Raw genomic sequence first — 20,823 nt, 5'->3', positions numbered from 1 at the left:
ACGTGCCCCGAACGGCATACGGGTCAGCGCTTGGCTGGGCGCCAGCCCGCTGCTTCGGCCTCCTCAGGCGAGCAGAACCAGCGCTCGCCCTCGAACGTGTCGATGACGGTGTCGTCGTAGTGCTGCTGATGCGGCTTGTGGTAGATCCGCTCGCCCCTGCGGTTGATGTTGCCCTTGATGACGCACTCCTCGCCGGCCTCAGCAGTGGTGGCGGGCGCGTCGCCCACGACGGCGAGGGGAGTGGCACAGAGCGGGCCCCAGATGCCCAGCCCGGCCTCCTGCGCCCGGGCCTGGGCCGCCAGGAAGTCCTCGACGTGGGCGTAGGGCTTGTCGTAGGTGTACTCGACGGCGAAGCCCTGCTCGATGATCTGTTCGGCGACGTTGAGCCCCTCGAGCGTGAACACGTGGCGCAGCATTCTGCCGTAGACGTCGACGTCGAGCTGCGTCGGGTCCGCTTCCAGCCGCACCTCGCGGGACTGGACCAGGGACTGCATGGCGCTGGCTGCCTCCTGGTAGCCGCACTCATCTCGTTCAGGGGCGTCCAGCCCGATGACGCGCACACGCGTGCGCTCGCCGTCGAGGTCCACGTCGATGGTGTCGCCGTCGATGATGCCCAGCACCTGCACGATGCCCTCGGCCGCGACTTCAGGTGTGGTTTCCGCTGGGGGAGCCGCGGTGGTGGGCGTGGGCGACGGCTCAGGCGGGGATGTGGGGGCGGGCGTGGGGGTCGCGGTGACCGTGGCGACGGCGGGCTGCGTCGTGGGCGGCACCGCCTCGGCGCCGGCTTCTGCCCCGTCGCAGCCAGCGGTTGACAGCAGCGCGACACACAGCAGGGCAGGCGCCGCGATGCGGAACCTGCCCCTGCTGCGTGTCATGTGTACTACTTCTTCTTGCCCTGGTTCTTCACTGCCTCGATGGATGCCTTGGCGGCCTCCGGGTCGAGGTAGCGGCCACCGGGGGTGACCGGCTTGAAGTCCTCGTCCAGTTCGTAGAACAGCGGGATGCCGGTGGGGATGTTCAGGCCGGCGATGTCCTCGTCCGAGATGCCGTCGAGGTGCTTGACCAACGCGCGCAGCGAGTTGCCGTGCGCGGTGATCAGGACGGTCCTGCCCTCGGCGAGATCCGGCACGACGTGGGCCTCCCAGTAGGGGAGCATGCGGGCCACGACGTCCTTGAGGCATTCGGCGCGGGGACGCTCGGCCTCCGGGATGTCCGCGTAGCGCGGGTCGTTGTGCTGGCTGAACTCGTCGTCGATGTCGATCGGCGGGGGAGGGGTGTCGTAGCTGCGGCGCCAGAGCATGAACTGCTCCTCGCCGTACTGCTCGAGGGTCTGCGCCTTGTCCTTGCCCTGGAGCGCGCCGTAGTGGCGCTCGTTGAGGCGCCAGTGGCGCTTCACCGGGATCCAGTGGCGGTCGCAGCCGTCCAGCGCCAGGTAGGCGGTGTGGATGGCGCGGCGCAGCAGTGAGGTGTGCAGGATGTCAGGAAGGAGGCCTTCCTGCTTGAGCAGTTCGGCGGCCTTCTTGCCCTCCGCGACGCCCTTCTCGTTGATGTCGACGTCCACCCAGCCGGTGAACAGGTTCTTGGCGTTCCATTCGCTCTCGCCGTGACGGAGCAGGATCAGCTTCGCAGTCATGGACCCAACCCTACCGGCGTGCCGAACCGTGCGGGCAGTCGCCTAGCCGATCACGTTGAACTCGTAGCCCGCGGAGCGGTAGGCGGCCACCACCGCGGGCAGCGTCGCGAGCGTCAGGGCCTTGTCCGGCGCATCGTGCGCCAGGAGGACGACGGCGTGGCAGCCCTCGCGGATCGGGCGGGTGGCCATCTCCACCATCGCCGCGGCCGTGGCGGGGCGACGCTCCTTCGGTTCCGCGTCTCCCGTGAGCGCGTTCCAGTCGATCCAGTGCGCTCCGCGGGAGGCGAGCGCCTCGTCTGCCGCCGTCAGATCCTTCCATGACATGTGCCCACCGGGGTAGCGCCACGGGGCGGGGGTGAAGTCTGCGCCCAGCACGCGGCGCACTGCCGCGAGCGACGTGTCGAACTCATCCAGGATGGCGTCCTTGTCGCCTCTGCGCTGTGGGTAGAGGCGACGGTAGTTGTGGCTGTAGCTGTGCAGCCCGACGGCGTGTCCCTCCGCGACCTCGCGCTTGAGGACGTCGGGTGCAGCCTCCACCTCCTTACCCAGCACGAAGAACGTGGCCGGGGCCTCGACCTCCTTCAGCACGTCCAGGATCTTCGGCGTCATGGCGTGGTTGGGGCCGTCATCGAAGGTGAGGAACACGTGCTTGGATTCAGGCGGGGACGTCAACCACTTCTGCACGGTCGCCGCCGGGACCGCCGACGTCGTCGCGGCCCTGTTGTGGTTGGTGCCGGGTGCCAGCGTGGTGGGCTCAGGTGCGGGCGGCGTCGTCGTCCCGGAGGTCGCCCGAGGCGCCGGCGTGGGGGAGGTTGTGTCCGGTGCCGGAACCGTCGCAGGGCCCGGCGCGCATGCAGACAGGAGGGCGAGGCACAGGGAGATCCGGACGACGACTCGGAACATGGCAACCTTTCTAGGTTCGGCTGCCATCGACGTTAGGCCGGATCCGTCCGCCCGCCATCAGACGTGGGGCCTCGAGAAGGTACACCGTGGTCGTGTTATGAAACGCGCCGGCCGCGGCCCAGGTAGGACCGCGGCCGGCGCGTCCGGGGCTGTGGGTCAGGCGTTGGGCCAGTCCTCGCCCTCGGGCACCTCGCCGGTGATGATGTAGATCACGCGGCGGCCGACGGCGACGGCGTGGTCTGCGAAGCGCTCGAAGTAGCGGCCGAGCAGCGCCACGTCGACGGCGCCCTCGATGGAGATCTCGGCGCCCTCACGGAAGATCTCGGTGAAGTGCTCGCGGCGCAGGTCGTCCATCTTCGCATCGATCGCGGCGAGGGTCTTGGCGCCCTTCGCGTCGCGCTCCGCGAGCGACAGGCGGGCCACGTCGATGACCTCTTCGGCGATGCGGGCCATCTCCCGGAAGTTCTCCTCGAACTGCGGCGGGAGCGCATGCGCGGGGTAGCGCAGGCGGGCGACCTTGGCGATGTGCGCGGCGAGGTCACCCATGCGTGCCAGTTCAAACACCACGCGGATGGCCGAGACGATGGTGCGCAACTCGCCTGCCACCGGGGCCTGGAGCGCCAGCAGGCTGAGGCACTGGTACTCCAGTTCCTCGTGCATGTGGTCCAGCTGGGCATCGTTGGTGATGACGGCCTCCGCGCGGCCGAGATCCGCGGTCAGCAGAGATTCGGAGCTCTCGCGGATGGCCACTTCGACGAGATCGGCCATGTGGACGAGGCGGTCAAGGACCGAGTTGAGTTCCTCGTGGTAGCTGGTGCGCATGTACGGGCTCCTTCATCAGGGTATGACGAGTCTAGCTGGGCCGAGACTCCTGCATGAGGCTATGAGGCCCACCTACAGGGGCGTGTCTCCTCTCTGAACGCCAGGTGAACTCCCGGTGAAGGGTTGGTGCCCGACATGAACGAGGCTGAACCTGAGGGTTAGCGCAACGTGTCGGGGCCCATATGATGAAGGCATGCATCCAGCGGTCGCGGGCCTCATTGGGGCCGCACTGGCCCTCGTCGTGGTGCTTTTCATCCACCTCGTGCGCAAGGGCCTGGCCCATCGGCGCCTCCTGGCTGCACAGGGCAGGGCGGAGATCAGCGACGAACTGCGCAGCGCCCTGGACCTGCTGCACTCCGGGGCCCTGCTCGTGGGCCCCCACGATGAGATCCTGCACGTCAACGAGCCCGGCGTGGTCCTCAACCTGGCCCGCGGTAGCCGCGTGGGCTTCGCGACGCTGCTCGACAAGATCCGCGAAGTGCGCGTGGCAGGAGAGGTCTATCGCGGCCCCCTCCGCAGGGAGATGCACCCGGGCGCGGAGCCCCTCGAACTGAGCGTCGGGATCGGCCCCCTCCACGACGACTGGGTGCTCGTGGTGGCGGAGGACGAATCCCGGCAGCGCCGCGTCGATGCGGTACGTCGTGACTTCGTGGCCAACATCTCGCACGAGCTCAAGACCCCCATCGGTGCGTTGAGCGTGCTGGCAGAGGCCGTCGAGGCCGCCAGCGACGACCCGGAGGCGGTGCAGCGCTTCGCGGGCCGCCTGCAGCACGAGAGCTCCCGCCTGGCGGAGCTGGTCAACCAGATCATCGACCTGTCCCGTCTCCAGTCCGAGGACCCGATGCTCAGCAGCGAGGTCATCGACGTGCACGAGGTGGTCACCGAAGCCGTTGGCCGCTCGCAGGAGCTCGCCAAGAAGCGCCAGGTCAGCCTCATCGTCGCCCGCACCAGCAGCGCCTACATCGTGGGGGACCGCTGGCAGTTGGCCGATGCGATCAGCAACCTGGTGCAGAACGCCATCAACTACTCCGACGAGCGGGCCCGCGTGACGCTCAGCATCCTGCAGGTCACCGACGACGGGGACCGGTTCGTCGAGATCAAGGTCTCCGACAACGGCATTGGCATCAAACCGGAGGAGCAGGAGCGCATCTTCGAACGCTTCTACCGGGTGGACTACGGCCGCTCCAGGGACGCCGGCGGCACCGGCCTGGGCCTGAGCATCGTGCGCCACATCGCCATGGCGCACGGCGGCTCGATCCGGGTGTGGTCCCGCCCCGGCCAGGGCTCCACCTTCACCCTCAGAATTCCGGCCTATCTCGGGCCAGACCCGCAAGATCCGCTTGAGGAGGACTCATGACCCGCATCCTGATCATCGAGGACGAGGATTCGTACCGCGATGCCACCAGCTTCATGCTCCGTAAGGAGGGTTTCGACGTGGTGACCGCCGCGGACGGCGCGGAGGGTCTGGCCGAGTTCGACAAGAACGGCGCCGATCTGGTTCTGCTGGACCTCATGATGCCCGGCATCCCCGGCGTTGAGGTCTGCCGGCAGCTGCGCGCCCGCGGCAACGTGGCGATCGTCATGGTCACCGCCCGCGACTCCGAGGTGGACAAGGTGGTGGGTCTTGAACTCGGCGCCGACGACTACGTCACCAAACCATTCAGCCACCGCGAGCTCGTGGCCCGGATCCGTGCCGTGCTGCGCCGCGGGCAGGACCAGGTGCTGCTACCCGAGGTGGTGGAGGTCGACGGCGTGCGCATCGACGTTGAGCGCCACCAGGTCACCGTCGACGGGCAGGACGTGCCGTTCGCGCTGCGCGAGTTCGAGCTCCTCGAGTTGCTGCTGCGCAACGCGGGGCGCGTGATGACCCGCGGCCAGCTGATCGACCGGATCTGGGGCAGCGACTACGTGGGCGACACCAAGACCCTGGACGTGCACATCAAGCGGCTGCGTTCCAAGATCGAGAAGGATCCGTCCCAGCCGCAGCGGCTGATCACGGTGCGGGGGTTGGGCTACAAGTACGAAGGGTGAGCGGCCAGCAGGTCAGCCTGCGTTGCTGTAGGCCTCGGCGAAGTCCTCGTGCTCCGAGCTCATCACCGGGGTGTGGACCGACATGGAGGTGCCGTCGCCGAACGTCACGTTGACCTCGGCGAGGCGCCCGAGCTGCAGTTCGGGGTTGGAGAACGCGGTCTCCGAGCCGTCGAGGTAGATGGTGGCGCCGCGGCTGATCGACTCGCTGTAGCCCAGGTCGACGGGCTGGCCGTAGTTCTCGAAGCCCGCCTCGGCGGCCACAGTGATGCCGGTGACCTCGGCCGCGTCGTCGCGGGAGTGGATGCCGCCCAGCAGCACCGCCTCCCCGGAATCATCGGAGACCACCACGATGTTGCGCAGCTTGAGCCCGCCGTCGTCGGCCTGGACGCCGGCCGCGGGAGGTGAATCCGGAAGCCAGCCGGCGCGCGTGCAGGCGCTCATGGACAGGGCGAGGGCTGCTGCGGCAATGATGGCCGCGGTGCGGCGCACGGGGTTGCTCATGGATCCTCCGGTCAGGGGCATGGGTGAGCACATAGTAACCAGTTCGCGGGCCCCTGTGCGAAGTTCCGGCGTGTTAGCTGGACCCCCGTGGCGATGGGCACCTGTCCGAGGTGTATAAGGCCCTGCTAGAATTGGGTTCGGAAGGTGGTCTTCAAGATATGACTTTTTCGATCGGTGAGACGGTTGTCTACCCAAACCATGGTACGGCCGTCATCGAGGACATTGAGAACCGGACGATCAAGGGTGAGGACAAGCTGTTCCTCGTCCTGCGCGTCCTCGGTCAAAATGATCTGGTGATCCGCGTCCCGTCTGACAACCTGGACCTCGTCGGCGTGCGCGACGTGGTGGACCAGGAAGGCCTGGAGAAGGTGTTCGACGTGCTCCGCGCCGAACAGTGCGAGGAGCCGGCCAACTGGTCCCGGCGCTTCAAGGCCAACATGGAGAAGCTGCACTCCGGCAACGTGATCAAGGTCTCCGAGGTGGTGCGTGACCTCTGGCGCCGTGACCGCGACAAGGGCCTCTCCGCCGGTGAGAAGCGCATGCTGGCCAAGGCCCGCTCGATCCTCGTGGCTGAGCTGGCGCTGGCCGAAGATGTCGATGAGGAGAAGGCTGAGTCCCTGCTGGACGAAGTGCTCGCCTCCTGACCAACGTGTCCCCATACACTGAAATACCGGTCGTCGCCGTCGTGGTGGCGGCCGGTACTGGTTCCCGGCTGGGTGCGCCCGTGCCGAAGGCCCTCGTCGACCTCGAGGGCGTCCCCCTGGCCCGGCGCGCCGTCGACGCGCTCATCGACGGCGGGGTCAGCGCCCTCGTCGTGACCATCCCCGCCGGCTTCGAGGCAGAGTTCGATGCGGCGCTCGAGGGAGTCGCCGCCCCCGTGCGGTGCGTCCCGGGCGGAGCTACGCGGCAGGATTCCGTGGCCCTCGGGTTGGCTGCCCTGCAGTCACCGCCGGACTCGGTCGTCCTGGTGCACGACGCGGCCAGGGCGCTCGTCCCGCCCGCAGTGGTGCGCGCGGTCGCAGACGCCGTGGCCGGCGGAGCCGAGGCCGCCATTCCAGTGGTGCCCGTCGTCGACTCCATCCGCAGGGTGGATGACGACACCTCCGTCGTGGTCAACAGGGCCCGCCTGCGCGCGGTGCAGACCCCGCAGGGCGCCAGGCTGCAAGCGCTGCGTGACGCTCACACCGCCGTCGCGCAGCAGGGCGTCGAGGTGACAGATGACGCCACCGTCTGCGAGTTCGCGGGGATGGCCGTCACCCTCGTCGCCGGCCACCGCGACGCGCTCAAGATCACGGAACCGACGGATCTCATCCTCGCGGGGGCCATCCTGCAGCACCGGAAGGAGAGCTGATGCGAGTCGGCCTCGGCACAGACGTCCACCGCCTGGAGGAGGGCGTGCCCATGTGGGTGGCAGGCCTCCATTTCCCCGATGAGCCTGCGGGGCTGGCCGGGCACTCCGACGGCGATGTGGCCGCCCACGCGGCCTGCGACGCGCTGTTCGGGGCGGCCGGGCTGGGGGACATGGGATCCAACTTCGGCACCTCCGAGCCGGAGTGGGCCGGGGCCAGCGGGGTCGCCTTCCTCGCCGAGACCGCCCGCCGGGTCCGTGCGGCAGGGCTCGAGATCGGCAACGTCTCCGTCCAGATCGTCGGCAACCGGCCGCGGTTCGCAGCCCGCCGCGAGGAGGCGCAGGACGTCATGTCTGAGGCGCTGGGCGCCAGCGTCACCGTCTCGGCCACCACGACGGACGGGCTGGGGCTCACCGGACGGGGCGAAGGCGTGGCCGCCGTCGCGGTCGCCCTCCTGCACTGATCCGGCCGGCGACTACGCTGGGGGTGCATCGCCCACGTCAGGCAGGAGTTGGTCCATGTTTTCGCTGAAGGTACGTTCAGTCGTCGGTGCCGTTGCGCTGCTCGCCGTCACCGCGGGGTGCACCGACAACCAGGTGCAGACATCTCCTTCGCCGGCTAAGACCACCGTCGCGGATCCGGCCCAGACCACGCCGGTGGAGACCGTGCCCGTGGAGACCATCCCCGTCGCTGACCCGGATCCCGTGGGGTCCGCTCCCGCAGAGGGAGGCGGAGTGGCGGCGGTGATCGCGCCCGGCGTTCTGCCGGAGAAGGTGCTCGATTTTGACCTGAAGCAGGTGGGGCCGACGTGGTCCTACTCGCGCGGTACCCTGAGCACGCTCGAGACCGTCGGCGTCATCACAATGCCCCCGGGGAGCTCGGCCGACCTGCTGTTGCCCTCTCTCGAGGATCAGTCCCCGGTCATGGACGGCCGTGGTACGTGCGGCAACTGGAGCGGTGCCATCCCCACGTGCCTGTTCGACAGCGAGAACCACGGCGGGGTCATGGTGCAGGGCCAGGACGTCGCGTTGGAAGAGGTCCAGGCGGTGGCCGAGGCCATCATCCCCGTCCTCTGAGCCGCGTACGCAGATGGCCGCGCATCCGCCAGGGTGCGCGGCCATCTGCGTAGAGGAGGACTGATCAGATTTCGAGGCCCGGGTAGAGCGGGTGCGTGTTCAGCAGCCGCTCGGCCTCCGCGAGGGAGTTGCTGCGGGCCTCGTCGGTGAGCTCGTACTTCGCCTTCGAGGGCTCGCCCTTGCTGGTGGTGGTGGGTTTGGTGGCCTTCAGGACCCCGGTGATCATCTCGGCGACGGCGTCCATATCCGAGGTCGTGAACCCGCGCGACGTCAGCGCCGGGGTACCCAGGCGCACGCCTGAGGTGTACCAGGCTCCGTTGGGATCGTTGGGCACTGAGTTGCGGTTGGTCACGATGCCGGCATCCAGGAGAGCGGACTCGCCCTGTCGGCCGGTGAGGCCGAAGCTGGTCGTGTCGAGCAGCACGATGTGGTTGTCGGTGCCGTCGGTGACCAGCTTGGCGCCGCGGCTCATCAGGCCCTCCGCCAGCGCCTTGGCATTGTCGGCCACAGCCTGCGCGTAGGAGCGGAACTCTGCGGTGCGGGCTTCGGCCAACGCGACGGCCTTGGCGGCCATCACATGGGAGAGGGGACCGCCCAGGACCAGCGGGCAGCCACGGTCGATCGACGGGGCGTACTCCGCCGTCGACAGCACCATGCCGCCGCGGGGGCCGCGCAGCGACTTGTGGGTGGTGGTGGTGACCACATCGGCGTAGGGGACCGGGTCCTCCTCGCCGGTGAACACCTTGCCGGCCACCAGGCCAGCGAAGTGGGCCATGTCGACCATCAGCACGGCGCCCACCTCGTCCGCGATGTCGCGCATCTTGGCGAAGTTGATGCGGCGCGGGTAGGCGGAGTAGCCCGCCACGAGCACGAGGGGCTTGAACTCCTTGGCCTGCGCGCGCAGGGCCTCGTAGTCGAGCAGCTGCGTCTCGGGATCCGTGCCGTAGGCGCGTTGGTGGAACATCTTGCCGGAGACGTTGGGGCGGAAGCCGTGCGTGAGGTGGCCGCCCGCGTCGAGCGACATGCCCAGCAGGCGCTGGTCGCCGAACCTGCGGCGCAGCGTCTCCCAATCCTCCTCGCTGAGCTCCGCCACGCCCTTGGCCCCGAACTCCGCCAAGGCGGGGGACTCGATCTTGTGGGCCAGGATGGACCAGTAGGCGGTGAGGTTGGCGTCGATGCCGGAGTGTGGTTGCACGTAGGCGTACTCCGCGCCGAACAGCTCCCGGGCGTGCTCGGCGGCGACGGATTCGACGGTGTCGACATTCTGGCAGCCGGCGTAGAAGCGGTGGCCGACGGTGCCCTCGGCGTATTTGTCGCTCAGCCAGGTGCCCATGGTGGCCAACACCGGCAGGCTGGCGTAGTTCTCGGACGCGATGAGCTTCAGCGACGCGCGCTGATCGGTGAGCTCCTGGCGCGTCGCCTGTGCGATGCGGGGCTCCACCTCCTCGATCATGCCCAGCAGGGTCCGGTAGGCCGATGAGATCGACTCGAGATCGCTCACAGTTCTCCTCGTTTCAGGGGTGTGGGCCCTACTCTAGACCGCAGCGCGGTGAACGGCTCATCGGTTAGCCTTCCCCCTGTGAACATGGACAGACGCTCTGCTCTCGCGCTCCTGGCGACGCTGGGCCTGACCGGCTGTTCGTTCGAGCCGGTGACCTGGGTGACCGCCATGCCTGAGCCAGAAACCACCGCAGATCCCGCCGTCGAGCTCCGCGACGACTTCTTCATCCAGACCAGCGACGCGGGCGTCAAGTCCATCGACGAGGGCGCCACCCTCGGCCTGAGGGTCTCGACGCCCTACTTCGACGGGCGGATCGAACAGCTGTTCCTCGGCGAGGAGGTGGGCGCGGCCACCGCCGTCCAGGTGCGCCGCCGCACCCCGCTGCGGGCGCCGGAGGGGCACCAGATCCTGGCCTTCACCCTGGCCGCGGGCCGCCCCTCGTTCCAGGCGGATCCCGATACCCAGTTGGTGCATTCGCTGCGGGTAGGGGAGTCGCTCCTCGAGCTGGGCCCACCGTTCGGCCGGCACACCGTCAGCCAGGAGGGGGAGTACGACATCGACTGGACCCTCGTCATGCTGTGCGTCCCCACGGGGCAGTCGGTGCGCTACGAGGTGACGGACCAGGACAGGACCGTGGCGGTGGACCTCATCGGGAAGGCACCCGTCGACGACGAGGCGTGGGCTGCCACGCAGGGTTTCCGGGAGCGGCACCAGATCTCGATCGGGCCCGAGCGGGCCATCTTCTCGCGTGGGGTCGTGAGCCAGCCAGATCCGGCCCTGGAGATCGAGGCGGAGGCGACGCAGCTCACCGTGCCGATGGCGCCCAACCCGGTGGGCAGCATCCTGGCGCCCTGGCTGCCCGGCCTGGGATGGGCCGAGACGGGCGCGCAATGGCTGCGGCTACGGTTCACGTTCGACCCGAGTTTCGCCGACACGAAGTTCCACTACGACCTCGACGTGGCACAGAGCTTCACCTTCGAGGACGGGAAGGGCACGCGCTACCCGGCCTCCGATCCGGAGCGGTTGACGGTGGAGGACGTCGACCTGCTGCAGCAACGCCTCGACGTGACCTTCGCCGTCGGTGGCCCCGAGGCCGGCGCCATGCGGTTCCAGCCCGTGGGCAACCTCCAGGCGCTCTACACCGGCGGAACGGCGGTGCCTGCCGTGTTGACCGATCAGGCCCCGCCGCTCGAGTTCGCGGTGCAGTTCACTGCGCAGGAGACGTGAGCGCGGCGCGCTGCTGCGAAACCTCGTAGAGGGCCACGGACGCCGCCACGGACGCGTTGAGCGACTCCACGTCGCTGGCGATCGGGATCGAGACCAACTGGTCGCAGTGCTCCCGCACCAGCCGGGCCAGGCCCTCATCCTCGGAACCCACCACGATCACCAGCGGGCCGTCCAGGCCGGCGGCGCCGGAGACCGGCACGTCGCCCTCCCCGGCCAGGCCGATGATGGTGAAGCCCGCCTTGGTGGCCTGCTCCAGCGTGCGGTTCAGGTTGGTGGCCATCGCGATGGGCAGCCGGGCGGCGGCGCCCGCCGACGTCTTCCACGCCGCGGCGGTCATCGAGGCCGAGCGGCGCGAGGGGATGACCACGCCGGTGGCGCCGAACGCGGCGGCCGAGCGGACGATCGCGCCCAGGTTGCGTGGATCGGTGATCCCATCGAGGGCGACGATGATGCCGTCGGTGTCGAAGGCGTCGGCAATGAGGTCCTGCGGGTCCGCGTACTCGTAGGCGGGCAGTTGCAGGGCCACGCTCTGGTGCACGAGCCCACCAGTGACCCGGTCGAGTTCGGCGCGGGTGACCTGCAGCATCGGCAGCCCGCGGTCTGCGGCGAACTTCAGAATATCGCGCAGCCTGTCGTCGCGCTCGGCGCCTTCGGCCACGTAGGCCTGCTTGACGGGCATGCCGGCCAGGAGCGCCTCGTAGACGGGGTTGCGGCCCACCACCCAGTCGGCGCCGGCCGGCTTCTGGCGGGGCTTCTTCTGCTGCGGACGACGTTGCGCGGCCTGCTTGGCCTTGTACGCCTTGTGGTATGTGCGATCCTCGGCCTTGGGGGTGGGTCCGCGTCCCTCGAGGGAACGCCGGATGCGGCCGCCGGAGCCGGCGGCCTTGTTCTTGCCCTTGCGGGTCGCGCCGCGGCGCGAGGAGTTTCCTGGCATGTCGTGTGTCCTTAGTTATGGTGCCTGGGAGTGCCCAAATCTGGATTTGAGCCGGTTCAGCTGAGGCTCCACTTGGGGCCCGCCGGGGTGTCGATGATGGTGAGGCCTGCGTCGGCGAGGGTGTCGCGGATGCTGTCCGCCGTGGCCCAGTCCTTGTTGGCACGGGCCTGCGCCCGCTGCTCGAGGAGCGCGGCGACCAGGCCGTCAACGACGGGGGTGAGGTCGTCGTCGGCCTGCTGCCCGGCCCACTCGGGCGCATCGGGGTGGATGCCGAAGACGTTGAGCATCGAGTCGACGACGGAGGCGTAGGCGAGCACCTTCTCCCGGTCGCCGTCGGCGATGGCCTGGTTGCCCACGCGGATGGCGTCGAAGAGGGCGGCGGTCGCGGCGGGGGTGCCGAGGTCGTCGTTCATGGCGGTGTCGAACGCCTCGTACTGGGACACCTGTAGCGGGGCGTTGGCGAACCGTCCGGCGTCGACGAAGGGCCTGGCGCGCTCGATGAAGGAGTCGATGCGCGCGATGGCCTTCTCCGCCTCGGCGAGTGAGCCGCGGGTGCCGTCGTCGGCGGGGGAGAACTCGATGGTGGAGCGGTAGTGCGGCGCGAGGAGGAAGAAGCGCACGGCGCGCGGGTTGTAGGTCTTGGTGACCTCGGAGACCTGCGCGGTGTTGCCGAGCGACTTGCTCATCTTCTCGCCGGCCATCGTCACCCAGGCGTTGTGCAGCCAGTAGCGCGCGAACCCGTGGCCGGCGGCGGCGGACTGGGCCAGCTCGTTCTCGTGGTGCGGGAAGCGCAGGTCGATGCCGCCGCCGTGGATGTCGAACGTGCTGCCCAGGTATTTGCCGGCCATGGCCGAGCACTCGATGTGCCAGCCGGGCCGCCCCCGTCCCCACGGCGACGGCCAGCTCGCCGTGGCAGGCTCGTCGGCCTTGTGGCCCTTCCAGAGGGCGAAATCCCGAGGGTCGCGCTTGCCGCGCGGATCCGCGTCGGTGGCGGCCTCCATCTCGTCGACCTTCTGGCCCGACAGCTCGCCGTAGCGGGGCCAGCTCGTGACGTCGAAGTACACGTCGCCCGAACCGTCCTCGGCGGGGTAGGCGTGACCCTTGTCGATCAGTTCGGCGATGAGTTCCAGCATCTCCGGGATGTGTCCGGTGGCGCGGGGCTCGTAGGTGGGGGGCTTGCAGCCGAGGGAGGCGTAGGCCTCGTGGAGTTCGCGCTCGAAGTGGTAGGCGTGGGCCCACCACTCCACGCCCTCCTCGGCGGATTTGGTGAGGATCTTGTCGTCGATGTCCGTGACGTTGGCCACCACGGTGACGTCGTAGCCCTGGTGCTCCAACCAGCGGCGCAGGACGTCGAAGACGACCTCCTTGCGGATGTGGCCCAGGTGCGGCGACGCCTGCACGGTGAGGCCGCAGTGGTAGATGGAGACCTTGCCGTCGACGAGGGGCACGAACTCGCGCACGGTCCGTGAGGCGGTGTCATACAGCTTGAGGGTCACAACAGGGCAGTTTACTTGACTTCGGCCCGGAGCACGCGGGCGACGCCAGCGGCCAGCGGCAGCAGCACCCAGATCGACGCGGCTGCCAGGAGGTAGCCCCAGTGGGCGCTGGTGGCGGCGCCGTCGAGGATGGGGATGAGGGCCTGGTCCAGGTCCAGGTCCAGCCAGTGCTTGCGCTCAGCCAGCGCGGGGACGAAGCTGACGGCGTTGCTCCGGGGGTTGGGGTTGGTGGCGATGAGCAATTGGATGGGGTCACGGGCTTCGGACGGCGTTTTTCCCGGCGTGTCGCGCCGTGACCCCATCCAATTGCTCACGGATGTCAGGCGGTGAGGGAGAAGAAGGCCTCTTCGAGCGTCCTTCATCCCCCGGCCACACCTTGACGCCTGCCTCCGCATCCGACAGCGACGGGGCTCGCATCGCGGGTACGGTTGAGACGTGAGTATTGATGTATCGATCTGGTCCGACATCGCCTGCCCCTGGTGCTACATCGGCAAGCGGCGCTTCGAGAAGGCCCTCGAGGACTTCCCCCAGCGCGACCAGGTCAAGGTCACCTGGCGGTCCTACCAGCTTGACCCCACGCTCCCGCAGCACGACGGCCGCTCCGAGGTGGACTACCTCGTCGAGGCCAAGGGCATGCCGCGTGAGCAGGTGGCCCAGATGCTGGAGCACGTCAAGGCCCAGGCGGCGGGGGAGGACCTCACCTACGACTTCGATGCCCTCGTCGTGGCCAACTCCCGTAGGGCACACCGCGTGCTGCAGGCCGCCAAGGTCGCCGACGCCGCGGATGGTGGCAGCCGCACCGACACGCTCAAGGACGCCCTGCTGGCCGCACACTTCGAGGCCGGCGAGGACATCGGCGACGTTGAGGTGCTGACCCGCCTGGCCGCGGAGGCCGGGCTCGACCAGTCCGAGGCCCGCGAGGCTGTCGACTCCGAGGAACTCGACCGCGCCATCGACGCCGACGTCGCCCTCGGCCGCCAGATCGGCGTGCAGGGCGTGCCGTTCTTCGTCTTCGAGAACAAGTACGGCGTCTCCGGCGCGCAGCCGCCCGAGGTGTTCGCCCAGGTGCTGCAGACCGTCGCCTCGGAGCAGACTCCGGGCCTCATCACGGTCGACGGCGGGGCCGGCGACGCCTGCGGCCCCGACGTCTGCTGACCCCCATCATGGGCAACGCCGAGGAGCGCCAACGCCAACTCTGGGACAGGATGGCCGCGCGCTACGACCAGATGATTGCCCCCATGGAGAAACGGTTCCTGGCTGCGAGCCGCCGGTGGATCGGCGAGCGCGCCGTCGGGGAGGTGCTCGAGGTAGCCGTCGGCACCGGCCTCAACCTGCCGCACTACACCCGGGATGTGCGGCTGACCGGGCTGGACCTCAGCGTCCCGATGCTCGACGAGGCACGCCGCAGAGCGGAGCAGGCCGGCCGCTCAGCTACATGGGTGGAAGGTGACGCCGGGGACCTGCCGTTCGGGGACGACACCTTCGACTCTGTCGTGTCGACCTTCGCTCTGTGCGGTGTCCGCGACGTCGAGAGGGTGCTGGCCGAGATCATCCGCGTGGTGCGCCCCAACGGACGGATCCTCCTGGCCGACCATGTGGTGTCGACCAACCCCTTCATCCACGGGCTGCAGTTCGTGGCCGAGGCCGTGACCAGCCGCACGAGCGGCGAGCACTGGACCCGCCGTCCGTTGCCGAAGCTGGAGCGCATGGGCGTCCAGATCGTCGATTCCGGGAGGCGACACCTCGGTGTCATCGAGCATCTGTATGCCCGCAAACGCTAGCCGACAGCGCTACTGGTTCTTCTTGGCGGCCTTCGCGCGCAGCGCGTTGATGTCGAAGCCCATCGGCACCTCGAGATCAGGATCGTTGGCGCCGTCCTCCCACGGGTCGTACGGCTTCTCCTCGTTCTCGTCGACGTAGCCCTGCGACGGGTCGTACTTGTTGGCCAACTCGCCGTTGATGGCTTGGATGTTGCCCAACTGCTCGTCGGGCAGCGTGGTGAGGATCTCGTGGATGTAGCCGGCCGCGGCGTCCTCCGTGGGCACCTCGCGGTTCTCCCGTTGCGACTGGTACCAGCGGTAGTCCAGCACCTCGTGGAAGAACTGGGCGGCGTCGCGCTTGCTGCGCAGATCCGCCGGGATGCGGTTGACGGCGGGCTCGAAAACCTCGACGAGCCACTTGTGCGCCGCCACCGATTCCGGCATGTGGGGCGCCCATTTGGCGCGAAACGTGTCCATGTCGTTGAGCAGCCGGCGGGCCTGATGCTCCTCGGCGTCGAGCCCGGTGAGGCGCATGAGCCGACGCGTGTGGTGACCGGCCTCCACCACCTTCGGCTGCATGCGGATGGTGCTGCCGTCCGGCGAGGCGTCCACGTCGATCTCAGCCACGTCGAAGCCCAACGCGTTGAGCCTCCGCACCCGCCCCTCGAGCCGGTACATCTCAGACTCGTCGAACTCCTCGACGCCGGTCAGTTCCGCCCACAGCTGGTGGTAGCGGTCCTCGATGGTGTTGACCAGCCACTCCGGATCCAGCGACGGGTCCAGGATGCCGCCCGCCTCCAGATCGAGGAACTCACCGAACAGGTTGGTGCGCGCGATCTGCAGATCGTGGGCGCGCTGCCCATCCGTCAGGCTGTCGTGGATTTCGCCGGTCTCGGCGTCGACGAGGTAGGCCGCGAACTCGCCGGCGTCGCGGCGGAACAGGATGTTCGACAGCGACACGTCGCCCCAGTAGAAACCTGTGAGGTGCAGGCGGGCGAACAGCACCACCATGGCATCGAGCAGCCGGTTGACCGTCTCGTGCTTGACGCCGTGGTAGAACAGCGCGCGGTACGGCAGCGAGAACGGTAGATGCCTCGTGAGGAGGATGGGGTCGAGGTGTTCGCCGTTGGCATCCGTGCGGCCCAGCACCACACCCACCGGTTCGACGGAGGGCACACCCAGCCGCTTGAGCTCAGTCAGCAGGCGGTACTCCTGCACCGCCACCTCTTCGAGGATCTCCTTGGCCGCGAAAATCTCCTCACCCACCTGCAGGAACCGCACCACGTGCCGCGAAATACCGCGGGGCAGCGCGACGAGGTGCTGCGTGGGCCAGTCGGCCAGCGGCACCTGCCAGGGCAGCCGAAGCAGATCGGCGTCAGGCTTGGCAGCGAGGAATCTGGGCACGCCCCCCAGCCTACCGCCCGATGCTGGTTGAGGGACCTGGGTGGGGTTCGGCGCCGGAGAAGCACTTGCGTACGCGCGACCCCGGCCACTCCTTCACGCTTGGGTAACGCCGAGGGCGTGCCCAGAGTTGAGGACCAGGAGGAGGGCAGCGGCGTAGGCGTTCTCTGCGTCCTCGTCGCGGTGGACGGTGCCGTCATCGAGTTCCACGACGACCTCGCGGCCCTCGCACGTCAGCGACACGAAGCGATCCCCGAGCGCCGCCCGCAGTTGGCCCTCGTCCGGCAACCACACCGTCGCCTCCTGCGTGACGGAATCCAGCGCCCACTCGGTGGTGCCGTTGAACGCGAAGATCGTGCCGCTCTCCAACTGGCGGGCCTCGATGACCATGTCCGCCAGGTAGAACACGTCGTCGATCATCTCGGTGCGGGTGACGACGAACCTGTCTCCGGGCCGGGGGCTCCACTCCAGGCCGGCGTCGCGGAGGGCCAGGGCGAGCGTGAGGCTGATCACGAGGCCCGCTCCAGCGCCCGGGAGGTCACCGCGACCAGGTCGTCGCGGCCCTCGATGCCGACGCTCAGCCGCAACAGCCCATCGGAGATGCCCGCGGTGGCGCGGGCCTCCTCCGTCATGCCGGCATGCGTCATGGACGCCGGGTGGCACACCAGGGATTCCACCCCGCCCAGCGACTCCGCGAGGTGGAAGATCTCCAACCCGTCGAGGAAGCGCTCCGCCGCGGCGCGGCCACCGGCTAGATCGATGCTCAACAACGACCCGAAGCCGCTCTGCTGGCGGGCGGCCAACTCGTGGCCGGGGTGCGACGCCAGACCGGGCCAGTACAGCGTGCCGACGGCCGGGTGGTCCTGCAGCACCGATACGAGCGCGGCCGTGTTCTCAGCGTGCACACGCAGGCGGGCGTCCAGAGTGCGGAGGCCGCGCAGGGTAAGGAACGCGTCGAACGGGCTGCCGGTCAGGCCCAGCGCGTTGGCCCAGAGCCGCAGCTTCTCGTGGTGCTCCTGGGTGCGGGCGACCACCGCGCCGCCCACCACGTCGGAATGGCCGTTGACGAACTTGGTGGTGGAGTGCAGCACCAGATCCGCGCCGTGCTCGAGCGGGCGCTGCAACAGGGGCGACAGGAACGTGTTGTCCACCACGAGCAGCGCGCCGGCAGCATGGGCGGCCTCCGCCGTCTTCCTGATGTCGGTGATGCGCAACAGCGGATTCGACGGCGTCTCGGCCCACACCACCGCCGGCCCACGCCCGAGTGCCTCGGTGAGCGCGGCGTCGTCGTTGAAGTCCACGAAATCCACCGCGAAGCGACCCTGCTCCGCCAGGAAGGTGAACAGCCGCCAGGTGCCGCCGTAGGCATCGTGCTGCGCGACGACGCGGCCCCCGGCCGGCACGAACGCCTCCGCAACCAGGGTGATCCCGGCCAACCCCGTGGCCACCGCCGTCGCCCCGGCACCGCCCTCGAGGGTGGCCAGCGCCTCGCCCAGCAGGTCACGGGTGGGGTTGCCGGAGCGGGAGTAGTCGTACTCGCGGGCCTGGCCGACGCCCTCGAACGTGTAGTTCGACGACAGGTACAGCGGCGGCACCACCGCCCCATAGGTGGGGTCTGCGGCCAGGCCGGTGCGTACCGCGTCGGTCCAGGGGGAGAAGTCAGTCATGGGCACATCCTTTACTCGCAGGCGCCCTCCAACATAGTGCGGCCCGGATGTGCCGGGCGGCGCTGCCCACAGGCGTTCGCTGCTGGGGGAGCAGAAACGACGGAGGGGCCCCGGCGAACCGGGACCCCTCCGAAACGACTGTCAGGCGATCAGGAGATGCGCTCTTCGGTCTGGTTGCTGAACACGTGGACGTGATCCGGATCCGTGGTCAGGCGGACAACCTGGCCCTTCTCCGGAGCGGTGCGGGCGCCGACACGGGCGACGAACTGCTGGGCGCCGACGATCTCATCGTCCGGCAGGCCAGCGAGCGTGCCGTACAGGTAGGAGTCAGCGCCGAGCTCTTCGACCACGGCGATGTCGAGACCGATGCCGGTCTCGCCGACGCGGAAGGCCTCGGGGCGGATGCCGACGGTGAGGGTCTCTTCGCCCTCAGCGCGGGCGAGCACCTCACGGGGAACCGGGACGACGTGGTCGCCCACCTGGACGCCGTTCTCGACGCGCTTGCCGGAGAACAGGTTCATGGCGGGGGAGCCGATGAAGCCGGCGACGAACAGGTTGTTCGGCGTGTCGTACAGGGCCAGCGGGGAATCGACCTGCTGCAGGATGCCGTCCTTCATGACAGCAACGCGGTCACCCATCGTCATGGCCTCGACCTGGTCGTGCGTGACGTAGACGGTGGTGACGCCGAGACGCTGCTGCAGAGCGGCGATCTGCGTGCGGGTCTGGACGCGGAGCTTGGCGTCGAGGTTCGACAGCGGCTCATCCATGAGGAACACCTGCGGGTTACGCACGATAGCGCGGCCCATGGCGACGCGCTGACGCTGACCACCGGAGAGAGCCTTCGGCTTGCGGGCCAGGAAGTCCTCGAGGCCCAGCAGGTGGGCGGCTTCCTTGACGCGCTTCTGGCGCTCTTCCTTGGGGACGTTCTGCATCTTCAGAGCGAAGCCCATGTTGTCCGCCACGGTCATGTGGGGGTACAGGGCGTAGTTCTGGAAGACCATGGCGATGTCCCGGTCCTTCGGGGGGAGGTCCGTCACGTCGCGGTCGCCGATGTAGATGGCGCCGGAGTTGACCTCTTCGAGGCCAGCGAGCATACGCAGGGAGGTCGACTTGCCACACCCCGAGGGGCCGACGAGGACCATGAATTCGCCGTCCTCGATTTCGAGGTTCAGCTTGTTGACGGCTGCGCGATCTGAGCCGGGGTAAACACGGGAAGCATCCCGGTAGCTAACGGTGGCCATGCCACTTGTCCTTTCCACGGGCAGGTACGTGCCCGACGATCCGTTGTGGATTGGAACCCTATGAAATTAGGTTTTCCTACGAGGTGACTTTACACCTCTCAGCTTCCACGTCCACTCCGGGGTTCAATCAATGGTCGAGACAGGGGTGAGGTCCTTGTGACGTAGCATTCACCCGTGACCGACGAGCCAAGGCCCTCCCTGGAGCCCACAGACCCCGCTGTACCTGACGCCGATGCCGAGGGCGCCGAGGCCGGGGACCAGCCCGAGGAACAGTGGTGGGAATCCGAGGGCATGCCCTGGAAGAAGGAACCCGGCAAGGCTGATTACTGGTGCCTGGCATGGTTCGGTTTCATCGGGATCTTCTCTCTGGTGCTGATTCCCATGCGCGCCTGGGCACTCGGCGCCGGCGCGGATGCGATTGCGGTCCTGGCCATGGCCACGGGCGGTCGCACCGCGGTCGCCTCCAGCGGCGCGTTCGCCTCACAGGGTCTGTTGTCGTACTGGCCCGTGGTGCTGGTCGTCGCCTCCCTCCTCAGCCTCAAGTTCGACTGGGTCTACTGGTGGGCCGGCAAGCTCTGGGGTCGCGGCATGATCGAGCTGTGGGCCGGCCAGTCGAAGCGGGCGGCCAGGAACTACGCCCGCGCCGAGCGCTGGGCGGAGAAGTTGGGGCCCCTGGGCTTCCTGGTGGCCTATGTGCCCATCCCGCTGCCGCTGATGCAGGTGGTCTTCGTCATCTCGGGCGCCACCAACATGAGCATCAAGCGCTTCCTGATCTACGACTACATCGCCTCGACGCTGTGGCTGGTGTTGTACTTCTGGCTGGGCTGGCGCTTCGGTGAGCCCATCGTCGGGGTGCTGGAGGCCTACGCGCGCATCGCGATGTGGGTGGCGTTGGGGCTGATCGTGTTCATCTTCGTCTCCACCTACCTGGCGCAGCGGAAGAAGGCGAAGGAAGCAGCCGAGGCCTGAGCCGCGCTGGTTGAGCCCGCGAGTTCTACGAGCGGTGTCGAAACCGCCAGGCGTGTCCAGTGCCTGATCCACTGCGGGGATGTTCCGCCGAGGCTGGGGGGAAGAAGGACGCGAGTGTTGCCCGTGCGCATGGCTCGCGACGTTCGGCTGCCACGTCCCGGCGTGGCCTCGAAACTCGCGCCCTTCATCCCCCACCCTCGGCTTGAGCGCTTCTGCTTGCGGGGCTCGGTGTAGAAACCGTTGTCGGCGTGGTTTCCGGAGCGTCCGGTGTCGGGGTGCGTGTTGGGTGGTCGTCGCAGTCGGGCAACAGGT

At 68.5% G+C, this 20,823-nt stretch carries 23 protein-coding genes; 10 read left to right on the top strand and 13 right to left on the bottom strand.

Annotated elements, in window-relative coordinates; genetic code table 11:
* Nucleotides 1-23 precede the first annotated feature (23 nt).
* The 4 genes from BN1186_RS06435 to phoU all read right to left on the bottom strand — a co-directional run bounded on the left by BN1186_RS06435 (nucleotide 24) and on the right by phoU (nucleotide 3,358).
* Complete coding sequence (locus BN1186_RS06435; protein ID WP_052459872.1) at nucleotides 24-875, bottom strand: thermonuclease family protein; 852 nt, start codon at nucleotides 873-875, stop codon at nucleotides 24-26.
* Nucleotides 876-880: 5 nt separating this feature from the next.
* Nucleotides 881-1,633 carry a phosphoglyceromutase gene (locus BN1186_RS06430; RefSeq protein WP_040283282.1) on the bottom strand — a complete coding sequence of 251 codons (753 nt, stop codon included), beginning with the start codon at nucleotides 1,631-1,633 and terminating at the stop codon, nucleotides 881-883.
* Between the two features lie 42 nt (nucleotides 1,634-1,675).
* Nucleotides 1,676-2,317, bottom strand: a complete 642-nt coding sequence (locus BN1186_RS06425) for a polysaccharide deacetylase family protein (RefSeq protein WP_052459871.1) — start codon at nucleotides 2,315-2,317, stop codon at nucleotides 1,676-1,678.
* 375 nt (nucleotides 2,318-2,692) lie between these two features.
* The gene (gene phoU, locus BN1186_RS06420; RefSeq protein ID WP_040283281.1) at nucleotides 2,693-3,358 is read right to left on the bottom strand and encodes a phosphate signaling complex protein PhoU; all 666 of its coding nucleotides are present in this window, start codon (nucleotides 3,356-3,358) and stop codon (nucleotides 2,693-2,695) included.
* Between the two features lie 193 nt (nucleotides 3,359-3,551).
* Between phoU and BN1186_RS06415 the strand changes: the two genes are divergently transcribed.
* Both BN1186_RS06415 and BN1186_RS06410 read left to right on the top strand, forming a co-directional pair.
* On the top strand, nucleotides 3,552-4,715 hold the full coding sequence (locus BN1186_RS06415; protein ID WP_052459870.1) for a sensor histidine kinase: 1,164 nt from the start codon (nucleotides 3,552-3,554) through the stop codon (nucleotides 4,713-4,715).
* On the top strand, nucleotides 4,712-5,389 hold the full coding sequence (locus tag BN1186_RS06410) for a response regulator transcription factor (RefSeq protein ID WP_040283280.1): 678 nt from the start codon (nucleotides 4,712-4,714) through the stop codon (nucleotides 5,387-5,389). The genes BN1186_RS06415 and BN1186_RS06410 overlap by 4 nt, the downstream gene beginning before the upstream one ends.
* 12 nt (nucleotides 5,390-5,401) lie before the next feature.
* Here the strand turns inward: BN1186_RS06410 and BN1186_RS06405 are convergent, their stop codons facing one another.
* A complete protein-coding gene (locus tag BN1186_RS06405; protein ID WP_040283279.1) occupies nucleotides 5,402-5,890 on the bottom strand; it encodes a hypothetical protein in 489 nt (162 codons plus the stop codon).
* 158 nt (nucleotides 5,891-6,048) lie between these two features.
* Between BN1186_RS06405 and BN1186_RS06400 the strand changes: the two genes are divergently transcribed.
* The 4 genes from BN1186_RS06400 to BN1186_RS06385 are packed head-to-tail and all read left to right on the top strand — an operon-like array spanning nucleotide 6,049 to nucleotide 8,315.
* A complete protein-coding gene (locus tag BN1186_RS06400; protein WP_040283278.1) occupies nucleotides 6,049-6,534 on the top strand; it encodes a CarD family transcriptional regulator in 486 nt (161 codons plus the stop codon).
* 5 nt (nucleotides 6,535-6,539) lie between these two features.
* Nucleotides 6,540-7,241 carry a 2-C-methyl-D-erythritol 4-phosphate cytidylyltransferase gene (ispD, locus tag BN1186_RS06395; protein WP_218975411.1) on the top strand — a complete coding sequence of 234 codons (702 nt, stop codon included), beginning with the start codon at nucleotides 6,540-6,542 and terminating at the stop codon, nucleotides 7,239-7,241.
* Complete coding sequence (ispF, locus tag BN1186_RS06390; RefSeq protein ID WP_040283277.1) at nucleotides 7,241-7,702, top strand: 2-C-methyl-D-erythritol 2,4-cyclodiphosphate synthase; 462 nt, start codon at nucleotides 7,241-7,243, stop codon at nucleotides 7,700-7,702. The genes ispD and ispF overlap by 1 nt, the downstream gene beginning before the upstream one ends.
* A 55-nt stretch (nucleotides 7,703-7,757) precedes the next feature.
* Entirely contained in the window at nucleotides 7,758-8,315 is a 558-nt protein-coding gene (locus tag BN1186_RS06385; RefSeq protein WP_040283276.1) for a hypothetical protein, read from the top strand.
* 64 nt (nucleotides 8,316-8,379) lie between these two features.
* On the opposite strand, the gene BN1186_RS06380 is transcribed toward BN1186_RS06385, so the two are convergent.
* Nucleotides 8,380-9,816 (bottom strand): glycine hydroxymethyltransferase, encoded by a 1,437-nt coding sequence (locus BN1186_RS06380; RefSeq protein ID WP_040283275.1) that lies wholly within the window; start codon nucleotides 9,814-9,816, stop codon nucleotides 8,380-8,382.
* A gap of 78 nt (nucleotides 9,817-9,894) precedes the next feature.
* On the opposite strand from BN1186_RS06380, the gene BN1186_RS06375 reads away from it, so the two are divergent.
* Nucleotides 9,895-11,043, top strand: coding sequence for a hypothetical protein (locus BN1186_RS06375; RefSeq protein WP_147625365.1), 1,149 nt, complete (start codon nucleotides 9,895-9,897; stop codon nucleotides 11,041-11,043).
* Here the strand turns inward: BN1186_RS06375 and rlmB are convergent.
* From rlmB to BN1186_RS06360, 3 genes are read right to left on the bottom strand one after another with little or no spacing between them, the layout of a single operon-like run.
* On the bottom strand, nucleotides 11,024-11,977 hold the full coding sequence (gene rlmB, locus BN1186_RS06370; RefSeq protein ID WP_040283273.1) for a 23S rRNA (guanosine(2251)-2'-O)-methyltransferase RlmB: 954 nt from the start codon (nucleotides 11,975-11,977) through the stop codon (nucleotides 11,024-11,026). The genes BN1186_RS06375 and rlmB overlap by 20 nt on opposite strands.
* Before the next feature lie 56 nt (nucleotides 11,978-12,033).
* On the bottom strand, nucleotides 12,034-13,473 hold the full coding sequence (gene cysS / locus BN1186_RS06365) for a cysteine--tRNA ligase (RefSeq protein WP_040283272.1): 1,440 nt from the start codon (nucleotides 13,471-13,473) through the stop codon (nucleotides 12,034-12,036).
* A gap of 11 nt (nucleotides 13,474-13,484) precedes the next feature.
* Nucleotides 13,485-13,787 (bottom strand): hypothetical protein, encoded by a 303-nt coding sequence (locus BN1186_RS06360; protein ID WP_139650898.1) that lies wholly within the window; start codon nucleotides 13,785-13,787, stop codon nucleotides 13,485-13,487.
* A 121-nt stretch (nucleotides 13,788-13,908) separates the two neighbouring features.
* On the opposite strand from BN1186_RS06360, the gene BN1186_RS06355 reads away from it, so the two are divergent.
* Nucleotides 13,909-14,628: a DsbA family oxidoreductase gene (locus tag BN1186_RS06355; RefSeq protein WP_218975410.1), complete on the top strand. Its 720-nt coding sequence runs from the start codon at nucleotides 13,909-13,911 to the stop codon at nucleotides 14,626-14,628.
* An 8-nt stretch (nucleotides 14,629-14,636) separates the two neighbouring features.
* Nucleotides 14,637-15,254, top strand: a complete 618-nt coding sequence (locus BN1186_RS06350; protein WP_040283270.1) for a class I SAM-dependent methyltransferase — start codon at nucleotides 14,637-14,639, stop codon at nucleotides 15,252-15,254.
* A gap of 9 nt (nucleotides 15,255-15,263) precedes the next feature.
* On the opposite strand, the gene BN1186_RS06345 is transcribed toward BN1186_RS06350, so the two are convergent.
* The 4 genes from BN1186_RS06345 to BN1186_RS06330 all read right to left on the bottom strand — a co-directional run bounded on the left by BN1186_RS06345 (nucleotide 15,264) and on the right by BN1186_RS06330 (nucleotide 19,542).
* Entirely contained in the window at nucleotides 15,264-16,637 is a 1,374-nt protein-coding gene (locus BN1186_RS06345; protein ID WP_040283269.1) for a DUF4032 domain-containing protein, read from the bottom strand.
* A 93-nt stretch (nucleotides 16,638-16,730) separates the two neighbouring features.
* Nucleotides 16,731-17,147, bottom strand: coding sequence for a hypothetical protein (locus tag BN1186_RS06340; RefSeq protein ID WP_040283268.1), 417 nt, complete (start codon nucleotides 17,145-17,147; stop codon nucleotides 16,731-16,733).
* Nucleotides 17,144-18,301, bottom strand: a complete 1,158-nt coding sequence (gene metB / locus BN1186_RS06335) for a cystathionine gamma-synthase (protein ID WP_040283267.1) — start codon at nucleotides 18,299-18,301, stop codon at nucleotides 17,144-17,146. Before metB ends, BN1186_RS06340 begins: the two co-directional genes overlap by 4 nt.
* Nucleotides 18,302-18,450: 149 nt before the next feature.
* Entirely contained in the window at nucleotides 18,451-19,542 is a 1,092-nt protein-coding gene (locus BN1186_RS06330) for an ABC transporter ATP-binding protein (RefSeq protein WP_040283266.1), read from the bottom strand.
* A gap of 174 nt (nucleotides 19,543-19,716) precedes the next feature.
* On the opposite strand from BN1186_RS06330, the gene BN1186_RS06325 reads away from it, so the two are divergent.
* A complete protein-coding gene (locus tag BN1186_RS06325) occupies nucleotides 19,717-20,511 on the top strand; it encodes a DedA family protein (RefSeq protein ID WP_040283265.1) in 795 nt (264 codons plus the stop codon).
* Nucleotides 20,512-20,823 lie beyond the last annotated feature (312 nt).

Origin of the sequence: Tessaracoccus massiliensis, from assembly GCF_000826065.2 — a bacterium.
In the GTDB taxonomy this organism is placed as follows: domain Bacteria; phylum Actinomycetota; class Actinomycetes; order Propionibacteriales; family Propionibacteriaceae; genus Arachnia; species Arachnia massiliensis_A.
This window is presented reverse-complemented; position numbering and strand designations above follow the sequence as displayed.

Excerpts from the sequence above, each read along its gene's own strand:
- BN1186_RS06350 (WP_040283270.1), top strand. The coding sequence starts at position 14,637 with ATGGGCAACGCCGAGGAGCGCCAACGCCAACTCTGGGACAGGATGGCC.
- phoU (WP_040283281.1), bottom strand. The coding sequence starts at position 3,358 with ATGCGCACCAGCTACCACGAGGAACTCAACTCGGTCCTTGACCGCCTC.
- BN1186_RS06410 (WP_040283280.1), top strand. The coding sequence starts at position 4,712 with ATGACCCGCATCCTGATCATCGAGGACGAGGATTCGTACCGCGATGCC.
- BN1186_RS06415 (WP_052459870.1), top strand. The coding sequence starts at position 3,552 with ATGCATCCAGCGGTCGCGGGCCTCATTGGGGCCGCACTGGCCCTCGTC.
- rlmB (WP_040283273.1), bottom strand. The coding sequence starts at position 11,977 with ATGCCAGGAAACTCCTCGCGCCGCGGCGCGACCCGCAAGGGCAAGAAC.
- BN1186_RS06385 (WP_040283276.1), top strand. The coding sequence starts at position 7,758 with ATGTTTTCGCTGAAGGTACGTTCAGTCGTCGGTGCCGTTGCGCTGCTC.
- ispF (WP_040283277.1), top strand. The coding sequence starts at position 7,241 with ATGCGAGTCGGCCTCGGCACAGACGTCCACCGCCTGGAGGAGGGCGTG.
- BN1186_RS06330 (WP_040283266.1), bottom strand. The coding sequence starts at position 19,542 with ATGGCCACCGTTAGCTACCGGGATGCTTCCCGTGTTTACCCCGGCTCA.
- BN1186_RS06430 (WP_040283282.1), bottom strand. The coding sequence starts at position 1,633 with ATGACTGCGAAGCTGATCCTGCTCCGTCACGGCGAGAGCGAATGGAAC.
- metB (WP_040283267.1), bottom strand. The coding sequence starts at position 18,301 with ATGACTGACTTCTCCCCCTGGACCGACGCGGTACGCACCGGCCTGGCC.
- BN1186_RS06405 (WP_040283279.1), bottom strand. The coding sequence starts at position 5,890 with ATGAGCAACCCCGTGCGCCGCACCGCGGCCATCATTGCCGCAGCAGCC.
- BN1186_RS06435 (WP_052459872.1), bottom strand. The coding sequence starts at position 875 with ATGACACGCAGCAGGGGCAGGTTCCGCATCGCGGCGCCTGCCCTGCTG.
- BN1186_RS06400 (WP_040283278.1), top strand. The coding sequence starts at position 6,049 with ATGACTTTTTCGATCGGTGAGACGGTTGTCTACCCAAACCATGGTACG.